Source organism: Microcystis sp. M165S2 (genome assembly GCF_020245885.1).
Lineage (GTDB): Bacteria > Cyanobacteriota > Cyanobacteriia > Cyanobacteriales > Microcystaceae > Microcystis.
In genome coordinates, this window is sequence record NZ_JADBTZ010000161.1 from 1 (window position 1) to 9,107 (window position 9,107).

The following is a 9,107-nucleotide window of genomic DNA, read 5'->3' on the forward strand; positions in this document are numbered from 1 at the left end:
ATCGGAAACAGCCATTGCTATTACTTTTTTAGTTATCAATCTTTCCACCCTGCTTCGGCAGGTTTTTTGGGCTTTTTTATGTCTGAAATGGAAAAACCGCACTTTTTCTCGGTCAATGATGACAATAAGTTATGACTTAGAGATTAATCAACAACTAAAGCTTATGCTTGTAGCTAAGTGAAATCATTGATTAAGAGACCTGTACTTTTCAATAACTTTTTCAGCAGACCCTACATAAACAACCTATAATCTACATGAAAGAAATGTCCTAATAATTTCGCCTGTTCTTGGCTAATTGACCCTTTTCCTGCAATTAAACTAGAAGCAATTTTGTCAGAGCCAAGGATTATGGCTATGTCTTTCTTGTTAACGCTTTGTTGCTCCATCAAAAACAATAACATAGAATTAGGTGTGGTTGATTCTTGTAGATAAAAGCTTCTTTCAAAATTCTCAATTAAAAAAATTAGAAGCTCATAAAGTTCATCTTCTTCGGGAGTTCGATGCTGACGGTGCATCAATTCTTCGACAATAACCAGAGCTTTTTCATTTTCTGCTTCTGTTCTGATAACTTTAGGTAAATGGCGAGCTAGTAATTCTTTGTATTTTTCTGGATTAAAAGTAAGGGTCATTTTTCCATTGCTCCTTATCGTATTCAGCGTGAGTTAAAACATACTTGATATAAATTAGCCGCTTCTGATAATCGATACTGGTTATAAGGCGATAACGATTTCCTTTAATGTTAAAAACAGTAAAATTACCAACTGCTTCTGCTTGGGGAAATACTGTTTGAACCTCAACTAAATTATACCAAATTGCTTGACTGGCAATTTTATGCCAATTTTCTAAAGCTATTCGGGAATCAGCGTGTTTATTCGTAAATTCTCGTAATCTTCGATAGCTGATGACGTGCATTTATAAAAACAAACATAAATTATCTCTATTGTAAAAAAAGGTGGACAATGCTCATTAAATCAAATTAAGGAATACATTTTTTAACTTGCTCAAGAGACAATCCCAAGGTACTAGCAATTTGCTCGGCCGTCAAGTCAAGCTCAACTAAGTTTGGAATAATTTCTAGTTTTGCTTTTTGTCTTTCTCTTTCCAGAATCGTCAGGCTTTCTTTAACATAAGGTATAGCAGTTTCTTCTATTATTGATTCAATATTTTCTGTCTCATAACTTTGTGAAGGATTAGCACAGAGGTTAAGATTACTGATTTGAATTGGATTGCCGACAATTTGATATTGAGAGTTAGCATATCCCAGCCTCTCAATAGTAGCACGAAAATTAGACTTATTTAAATCTTCTCCTAGAGCTTCGGAAAGAATGCGCCACAGTTGATAAGCTTCATCTTTAGTATGCCCTGCCGAACAATGATATTCTTCAGAAATATGGGTATATTTTTTGCCATTAAGGACTCCCTTCAGAATCGCAACTTGCAGACTGTCAAGATGTTGTCCCGTTTGCGCGAAAACTAGGTCATCCACGTATTTCAACACCGCTTGTACGTCCATTGCCCTGTTGCTTCATAGTTATAACGCCCAGCCGTAATTATCCGCTATTATCCGCTTTTTGTCAAGATTATTAATAAAACTCCCGCCTTTATCCGCCACAATCCGACTTTAGATTAGCTGAAATCAGGCTTATGCTTGAAGTAGAAATTGATGAGGCTAAAAGAATGGCTAATAAAATTACCACCATAACACTAGCTACTGGAGTTTTCCTCGGTTGTGCAGTCATTAAAACTCCCGTTGTAAATTCTGCTCCAACATTACTCGGACCAACTCCTTATCTTAGCTTTAATGATAGTCCATTTAAAAATGTTAGCTTTAGCTATTTTCACCTTGAGAATTTTGAGGATGGTTCCCTGAATGTGCCAGGTGTTACAGCCTCTAGTGCTAGTGGCTTACCAGTTAGTGTGCTAGGTCCAGGTTTTTATACAGATTCTGTTGATATTGACGACGGAGTGATTGATGGAAACGGGCAACAAGGTCATGGTCTCGTTGAACTAGGCAATGGAATAACAGGAGGCTTTAAATTTACTTTCAATGCCAATACTTTAGGAAACTTTCCTACTCATGTAGGTATTGTCTGGACAGATTCATATTCAAGCTTTGGCGGAATAGATCAAACACCACTAACTTTTGAAGGGTTTGATGCACAAGGAAATTCTTTAGGTACTATTGCACTTGGTCAGGGACAGATTGGCGATACCAGAAACGACGGAACAACAGTTGATGATCGCTTTTTTGGAGTTATCAATTTAGCAGGCATTTCAGCTATCTCAATATCTCAGAATTTAATCGATGTAGGCTTTGGAGTAGATCACTTACAATATGGATTTTTTTCCCAATCTAGTCAACCTGTTTCTGAACCTTCCACTGTCTTTGGTTTATTAGGATTCGGTTTATTTGGACTAGGTGTATTCTGCAAGCGGACTGTTTCAGCTAATTGGATATAATAGATTCTCCCGATCTCCCGGGGAGCATCCCACTTTTGCAATAAGCAATTGTACTTAGATGCGAAATGCTTATATGGCAAGCCTTTTCGGGAGTTCATAGATTTTTAACGGTTCTCTAAATTGTGTGATTGGAACCAGAATCGTTATACTAAATCTGGTTATTAAAGACTGATTATTTATCCCCCCTTTTGCCTTTTGCATGAGTGCCTGTCTTCATAAGTAGCCTATGCTCAACGGATTTAGTATAACTTCTGGTGATCACCATAAGTGAGAGAAATTCACAAATATGAGATACACCCGATTGATAGTGAGCACTCATTATATGTTAATAAACATAAATAAATATGAAGTAATTTAAGTTTCAAGAAGAATGAACCCGATCTTTTTTACGATGGGGGTAAACCTAATTTTCAATTTCTCAGGTTGAAAGATGAATCCAGATTAAGCTATCTCAACGATAAGAGGACAAGCCAATGTTTGAAGATTTTACCTATATTACCGATGAGGCTTTTTTAGAGAATTATTGGTGGGAAGAACAAGTTATCTGTCCCCACTGCCAAGGCAAAGGAAGAATCTATCTAGAGACGGAGAATGAATCCGTCCCCTGTAAATTCTGTGAGGGTAAAGGCATTATTAAACGAAAACAAGAGGAAGCTAACTATTCCTAAAAATCTGTATAATTAGATACCATACATTAAAAATCTTCTTGAGTTAAAACCTCTGGCTGACATTGTTTAATTTCGCTGTTAATTCCCAGAGCCGATTCCGATTGTAGGTCTTCGATATAACCGGATTGATGGGATAAAGCTTCAGAAAAACTCTCGAAAGGACCGAAATAATAGAGACATTTCGGCTGACTGGTGGTGATCTCTACCCACCAGGGTTGAGGTGGTAAACTAGGCTTGATCGAGACAGTTTCGGGGTCAAGAGGCTTTATACTGAGAATCTTAGCCCCTTGGCGCAGGAGGCGCTGTGTTTCTTGACTCATGCGGCTTTTAGGTACTCGCAGGACTGTCCGGGAGAAGCGTTGAGGCAAAGAGCCAGAAGAACCGGAAAAAACAACTTCATAGAGAAATATTTGATTCTCTCCCTGATTATTAGCCTCTAGCATACAGAAAAGATTCTCTTTTAAGGGTAAGGGTTAAAAAAACAGACGCTACTCCTAACAGAGTAGCGCATCTTGATACGATAGCATAGAGCGGCAAAAAGTTAGGTTTTGTCCTACTCTCCCCTGACAGCATAGCTTGACGGGTTCTTTATTCAAGATGCTGTAGGGGAATATATAGCCGTTATCTTAATGGTGGGATAGGAAGTTTTCGTTTTGGGGAGTCGGTGGTCGATGCCAAATCCTGTTATACTTCATCTTTATGAGAAACACTGTCAATAGGGTTTGCGGCAAAAAGTTTTTCCTAGGGGTAGGGTGTGGCGTGTAGGGTGTGGGGTTTTCCCCATTTTTAGGTGGTCAATTACCTAATTTTCAGGGAAAAAGTCCCTAAATTTTCCCACCGAACAATCCAATGGCTGGCACTTTTTGATTTCAAAAAGACCAAAAGATATTATCCAACAAGGTTTTTATATTTATGCAGCAATCTCTCAAGAATATTGACAACAAATAGAGGTTTTTGACAAATATGCAGCCACCAAAATTAAGCTTAGGAACCAGATTATTTTTATCCCATCTCCTCGTTATGGTGGTGGGATTGAGTAGCTTTATTATCATTGCTAAATTATCTTCTCCGCGAATGTTTGTTTTGCGTTTGGAACAGTTAGAAAGGCAGGGATTTTTTACCGTGCGATCAGCGAGAACTTTCTTGGTTAGGGGTTTTGAGACAGCTTGGGATAGTAGTGCTATTTGGTCATTCATTGCGGGAGGAAGTACGGCTGGTTATCTGAGTTTTTTGGTTTCTCAACGCATTATGAAACCGGTAAAACAAATGAAACAAATCACTAAAAATTTTGCTGAAGGGGATTTATCGGCGCGAGTTCCAGAAAGCGAAATCCCAGAATTAAATCAATTAGCCATCAGTTTTAATCAGATGGCGATTAGTTTAGCCGATGTGGAAAAACGGCGACAGGAATTAATCGGTGATCTTACCCACGAATTACGCACCCCTTTAACTGTGGTACGGGGATATTTAGAAGAATTAGCCGATGGTGCGATCGAACCTAATCCAGAACTTTATCAGAAATTAGTGAAAGAAACCCGCAGGTTAGAACGTTTAACCCACGATCTACAGGAGCTATCGCGAGCGGAATCTGGTTATCTCTCGATTAAACTGCAACCTGTTAATTTATTAACTTTGTTAAATTCTCTCATCGAAAAATTTGCCGATCAATTATTAGAAGATGGACCAACTTTACAGTTAGATTGTCCCCCCAATTTACCATCTGTCATGGCCGATCCCGATCGCCTCGAACAAATCTTAGTTAATCTGCTCGGTAATGCCATTCGTTACACCGATAATGGTGCAATTACCCTGCAAGTGACAAGGGACAAAAATCGCCTACAAATTGCCGTTATCGATACAGGAATTGGCATCGCAGCAGAGGATTTACCCTTTATTTTCGAGCGCTTTTGGCGGGCCGATCGTTCTCGTTCCCGTTATTCTGGGGGTAGTGGTATTGGTTTAGCGATTACCCGTCGTTTAGTGGAATTACACCAAAGTCAAATCGAGGTGGAAAGTGAATTAGGTAAAGGCAGCACTTTCCGTTTTTCCCTAGCAATATCGGACAATTGAGAGATGGGGATTTTTCAGTGAACAGTGAACAGTAAACAGTGAACTGATAACTGATAACTGATAACTGATAACTGATTAAATGCCGTGACTTTTGCCGATAACCCAATGACGACGGAAGAAGCGAGCGAGCGAGGTTTCTTCTAAGGATAAGTAAATCGGTCTTCCGTGGGGACAGGTGCGGGGATTACGGGTATTTTGCCAATCATCGAGTAAATTCTGCATTTCTTTTAAACTTAAAGCTGTACCGTTGCGGATAGCACTCCGGCAAGCGGTAGCAACCTGAGCGGTTTGTAAATCCCCCCCTAAACTTAATTCTAGTAAAGCATCAGCCCGATCCTCGCGTTCTTTTAGTAGAACAGGAATACTACGAATTGCCCAAGAGCGATCGCCAAAACTAGCAATTTCTAATCCTAAACGTTGTAATTGTTCGATTTGTCGAGTAGTTAACTGATTTAAGATGATCGGAGTATCTAACGGCACGATTTCCCAGTTATCCTCTAAACGTTCATACAAAACCCGCTCATGGGCAATATGTTGTTCGACTAACCATAATCCGTGAGGATGTTCGGCAACTATGTAAGTTTGGTGAATTTGGGCTACTGCCTTTAATTCCAGCCGATTTTTCGGGTATTTCTCCCCTATTGTATAGGTGCTTTTTTCTTCGGCAGCCTTGAGAATTTGACTGACGCGCTGATTTTGCGCTTTTTCGGGTATATGTTCGGGATTTAGTCCTAACGCCTTGTCTATGGCTGAAATTATCTGTTCTTGCCAAAAAATGAGGTTATGCAGGTATATTTCCGCTTTAGCTGGGTGACGATTCCAATCGATCGAACGAGGGTTAAGATGTAGATGGAGAAAACAAACGGGATAGCGATCTTTAGGGACTGTGCGAGCGAAAGCTTCAAATATTGCCTGTTCTAACTCCGATGAGCGCACCATTCGCCCATTAACAGCAATTCTAACCCAATCTGGTTGATGGCGAGAAATGCGATCGGGCAAACCAATGACTAATTCAATTTGAGCAGATTCTGCGTCAGGAGTCGTTAAGTCAAGTTTTAGGAATGCTAAATCGTTAAAATGCAGAGATTTAACTAATTGAGGTAATATTTGACTGGCATCCTTACCCGGACTAATGCGTAACCAATCTTGATGATCTTGAAAAACCTGCCAAGTAATTTGGGGATGACAGAGAGCAAAATTATGAATTAAAGTCTGTATATCCTTTAATTGTTTGTTAATTGAAGGTAAAGCTTGACGACGGACGGGAAAGTTACCAAAGAGATTCTCTACCGTGACGATAGTACCGATAGCTATAGGAATCGTTTCTAAATCATCTGGCTCGCCTTGGTGATTGTAAAGACAATAACAACCTAAATCATCGTCATGGCGACTGGCAACCCGCAGATGCGCCACCTGTGCGATACTGTGCAAAGCTTCACCACGGAATCCGAGACTGGTAATCTGCCAAAGATCGTCCCGTTGGCGGATTTTGCTGGTACTATGGGCATAGCTACACAGTTGCAAATCTTCTCTAGACATTCCCCTGCCGTTATCCGATACTTGTATTCGCCAGTTTTGGGGAGATATATCGATGCTAATCCTATCTGCCCCCGCATCAATGGCATTTTCGACTAATTCTCGCACCACAGCGCCTAAAGAGTCGATTACCTCTCCTGCGGCAATTAAATCGATTACGTCTTGGGGTAAAACTTGTATGGGCAAGGTCATCAATTAATGGTTTTAGCCAAGGGCAAACTCGGTATATTGTCGCACATGGGGCGCATGGTAAGCTAAAACGATGTCTTGTTTGGGGACTCCCCTAGCTACCAATTTATCAGCGATCGCTGCTGCCGTGCCGTCCTGCTGCACTCAGATTTTATCTCAAATGTCGGGGTGAAGACCCTCGCGCTTAGCGACGGGATGAAACCCCGACCAATATAAAACAGCGAAGCACGACTAAAATCTTGACAATCTATGCTGTATAGGTTAAGATAAAATAAGTTGTTTGAGGTCGATAAGCAATGATTGTCTTAGAAATGAAAGCCGTGGTTAAACCAAGTCAGTGTTCTGCCATTGATGAAGCTATTCGTACAGTACAATTCATCAGAAACAAAGCATTAAGGCTTTGGATGGATGCCAAGAGGGAAGACAAAATCGATAAATATTCTCTCAATAAATATTGTGCAGTTCTCGCCAAACAGTTCAAGTTTGTCGATACTCTAAATTCTATGGCTAGACAAGCATCGGCCGAACGGGCCTGGTCAGCTATTGCCCGTTTCTATGACAATTGTAAGAAAAAAATAAAAGGTAAAAAGGGTTATCCCAAGTTTCAGAAAAATAATCGTTCTGTGGAATATAAAAACTGTGGGTGGAAACTATCAGAGGATAGAAAGAAAATAACTTTCACAGATAAGAAAAACATTGGGACGGTTAAACTAAAAGGAACTAGAGACCTAAACTTTTATCCTATAGACCAAATTAAACGAGTTAGGATTGTTAAACGAGCGGATGGTTATTATGTCCAATTCTGCCTTAGCGTTGATATTCGGGAATACGCAAAACCGCTAGAACCGACTAAAAGATGTGTAGGATTGGATGTAGGTTTAAAAGTTTTCTACGCTAATAGTGATGGGGAAACGGTAGAAATACCGCAATACTATCGCAAGGCAGAAAAAAGATTAAATCGTTTGAATCGGAAGAAATCCAAAAAGTTTAGAAAAGGTCAACCCCAATCAAACAACTACCAAAAAGCTAGAAAGAGATATGCTAGAAAACATTTAAGAGTAAGTAGGCAACGTAGAGGCTTTGTCGAAAAAGAGGCATTGCACGTCATTAAATCTAACGATTTCATAGCTTACGAAAACTTAAATATTCAAGGCATGGTAAAAAACTCTAAACTAGCCAAATCTATTAATGATGTGGCTTGGTCAACTTTTCGGCAATGGTTAGAATATTTTGGCTTTAAATATGGTAAGGCTACGGTAGCAGTACCACCTCACAACACGAGTCAAAATTGCTCTAATTGTGGTCAAAAAGTACCTAAATCTCTATCTACAAGAACCCATATTTGTCCCCATTGTGGCTATGTAGAAGATAGAGATATTAACGCCGCTATCAATATTCTGAAAAGAGGACTAAGTACGGTAGGGCATACCGAAACTAATATGCTTGGGGAGAGATTCCCTCTGGTTTGGTTGGATACGTCCTGTCAGATTAAGGAAACTCGATGAACCAAGAATCCCTCGCATAAGCGCGACGGGAGTGTCAATATTAATAATATCAACCTGAATTATACAGCCATAAATGCGCGTGCTGCTGTCCCTGCAACCCAGATGAACCAAGAGATAAAGAGCCGGTTCGGTATCAAAAACTGTTTCAGTTTTGACGGGATCACTAGGCGCTCTCAGTAGGGAATCTGATTTTTGTGAATTACTGTTTGAAAGAGTCCCCGACCGAGAAAATATTGATAGAGTATTGATTAGGAGACTAGGAAAAATTCAACTTTAAGAGGATTGTCACTGATGACAGCAGTTACCGAGAATGATCTGAAAAGGTTAGAAGATTTAATCGTTAGCGGACAGAAAGCGATCGAATCCCGACTAACAGCGATCGAGTCCCGACTGACAAACCTAGAAAATGGACAGAAAGCGATCGAGAACAGTCTAGGAGAAATTAAAGGAGATATTAAGGCCTTAGATGCCAAAGTTACGGGACTAGAAAAGCGGGTTGACGATCTCAACGCACGAGTCAACATTACGACCATTGGATTCCTGGCTCTTCGGTAATTGTTATGCAAATAATTAACTTAAAATAAAATTCGATGAGAGTGCCTACGCCTAAAAGTAGCTGAAATCTATACAGGGAGACACTTAAGGCACAAATAGGTTAATACCAAAAGATAGACAATTG

The 9,107-nt window shown here is 39.9% G+C and carries 10 protein-coding genes and 2 pseudogenes; 6 read left to right on the forward strand and 6 right to left on the reverse strand.

All coding sequences use genetic code 11. The features are described 5' to 3' along the window. A pseudogene (locus IM479_RS08395) lies at positions 1-181 on the forward strand (IS5/IS1182 family transposase); the annotation flags it as partial. A 49-nt stretch (positions 182-230) separates the two neighbouring features. Here IM479_RS08395 and IM479_RS08400 read toward each other — a convergent pair. From IM479_RS08400 to IM479_RS08410, 3 genes are all read right to left on the reverse strand, one after another. After that, positions 231-629, reverse strand: coding sequence for a helix-turn-helix domain-containing protein (locus tag IM479_RS08400; protein WP_287685937.1), 399 nt, complete (start codon positions 627-629; stop codon positions 231-233). Then, on the reverse strand, positions 613-912 hold the full coding sequence (locus IM479_RS08405) for a type II toxin-antitoxin system HigB family toxin (protein ID WP_002788853.1): 300 nt from the start codon (positions 910-912) through the stop codon (positions 613-615). The genes IM479_RS08400 and IM479_RS08405 overlap by 17 nt, the downstream gene beginning before the upstream one ends. Before the next feature lie 64 nt (positions 913-976). After that, the gene (locus IM479_RS08410) at positions 977-1,513 is read right to left on the reverse strand and encodes a helix-turn-helix domain-containing protein (RefSeq protein ID WP_287170112.1); all 537 of its coding nucleotides are present in this window, start codon (positions 1,511-1,513) and stop codon (positions 977-979) included. 131 nt (positions 1,514-1,644) lie between these two features. Here IM479_RS08410 and IM479_RS08415 point away from each other — a divergent pair, with 131 nt between their 5' ends. Together IM479_RS08415 and IM479_RS08420 are read left to right on the forward strand one after the other, a co-directional pair. After that, entirely contained in the window at positions 1,645-2,460 is an 816-nt protein-coding gene (locus IM479_RS08415; RefSeq protein ID WP_287685936.1) for a PEP-CTERM sorting domain-containing protein, read from the forward strand. A gap of 473 nt (positions 2,461-2,933) precedes the next feature. Then, entirely contained in the window at positions 2,934-3,128 is a 195-nt protein-coding gene (locus IM479_RS08420) for a hypothetical protein (RefSeq protein ID WP_286825792.1), read from the forward strand. A 26-nt stretch (positions 3,129-3,154) separates the two neighbouring features. On the opposite strand, the gene IM479_RS08425 is transcribed toward IM479_RS08420, so the two are convergent. Then, a complete protein-coding gene (locus tag IM479_RS08425) occupies positions 3,155-3,571 on the reverse strand; it encodes a DUF1816 domain-containing protein (RefSeq protein ID WP_287685935.1) in 417 nt (138 codons plus the stop codon). A gap of 520 nt (positions 3,572-4,091) precedes the next feature. Between IM479_RS08425 and IM479_RS08430 the strand changes: the two genes are divergently transcribed. Continuing rightward, positions 4,092-5,198: a sensor histidine kinase gene (locus IM479_RS08430; RefSeq protein ID WP_287685934.1), complete on the forward strand. Its 1,107-nt coding sequence runs from the start codon at positions 4,092-4,094 to the stop codon at positions 5,196-5,198. A gap of 75 nt (positions 5,199-5,273) precedes the next feature. On the opposite strand, the gene mutL is transcribed toward IM479_RS08430, so the two are convergent. Both mutL and IM479_RS08440 read right to left on the reverse strand, forming a co-directional pair. Next, positions 5,274-6,926 (reverse strand): DNA mismatch repair endonuclease MutL, encoded by a 1,653-nt coding sequence (gene mutL / locus IM479_RS08435; protein WP_287685933.1) that lies wholly within the window; start codon positions 6,924-6,926, stop codon positions 5,274-5,276. Positions 6,927-6,938: 12 nt separating this feature from the next. After that, positions 6,939-7,067, reverse strand: a pseudogene (locus tag IM479_RS08440) (element excision factor XisI family protein); the annotation flags it as partial. A 152-nt stretch (positions 7,068-7,219) separates the two neighbouring features. Between IM479_RS08440 and IM479_RS08445 the strand changes: the two are divergent. Together IM479_RS08445 and IM479_RS08450 are read left to right on the forward strand one after the other, a co-directional pair. Then, positions 7,220-8,428, forward strand: coding sequence for an RNA-guided endonuclease InsQ/TnpB family protein (locus tag IM479_RS08445; RefSeq protein WP_287685932.1), 1,209 nt, complete (start codon positions 7,220-7,222; stop codon positions 8,426-8,428). Between the two features lie 291 nt (positions 8,429-8,719). Beyond that, positions 8,720-8,983, forward strand: a complete 264-nt coding sequence (locus tag IM479_RS08450; RefSeq protein ID WP_287685931.1) for a DUF4164 domain-containing protein — start codon at positions 8,720-8,722, stop codon at positions 8,981-8,983. Positions 8,984-9,107 lie beyond the last annotated feature (124 nt).

What these genes read in the sequence shown, in the direction of transcription:
- IM479_RS08400 (WP_287685937.1), bottom strand. Translation starts at nt 629, where the DNA reads ATGACCCTTACTTTTAATCCAGAAAAATACAAAGAATTACTAGCTCGC.
- IM479_RS08405 (WP_002788853.1), bottom strand. Translation starts at nt 912, where the DNA reads ATGCACGTCATCAGCTATCGAAGATTACGAGAATTTACGAATAAACAC.
- IM479_RS08410 (WP_287170112.1), bottom strand. Translation starts at nt 1,513, where the DNA reads ATGGACGTACAAGCGGTGTTGAAATACGTGGATGACCTAGTTTTCGCG.
- IM479_RS08415 (WP_287685936.1), top strand. Translation starts at nt 1,645, where the DNA reads ATGCTTGAAGTAGAAATTGATGAGGCTAAAAGAATGGCTAATAAAATT.
- IM479_RS08420 (WP_286825792.1), top strand. Translation starts at nt 2,934, where the DNA reads ATGTTTGAAGATTTTACCTATATTACCGATGAGGCTTTTTTAGAGAAT.
- IM479_RS08425 (WP_287685935.1), bottom strand. Translation starts at nt 3,571, where the DNA reads ATGCTAGAGGCTAATAATCAGGGAGAGAATCAAATATTTCTCTATGAA.
- IM479_RS08430 (WP_287685934.1), top strand. Translation starts at nt 4,092, where the DNA reads ATGCAGCCACCAAAATTAAGCTTAGGAACCAGATTATTTTTATCCCAT.
- mutL (WP_287685933.1), bottom strand. Translation starts at nt 6,926, where the DNA reads ATGACCTTGCCCATACAAGTTTTACCCCAAGACGTAATCGATTTAATT.
- IM479_RS08445 (WP_287685932.1), top strand. Translation starts at nt 7,220, where the DNA reads ATGATTGTCTTAGAAATGAAAGCCGTGGTTAAACCAAGTCAGTGTTCT.
- IM479_RS08450 (WP_287685931.1), top strand. Translation starts at nt 8,720, where the DNA reads ATGACAGCAGTTACCGAGAATGATCTGAAAAGGTTAGAAGATTTAATC.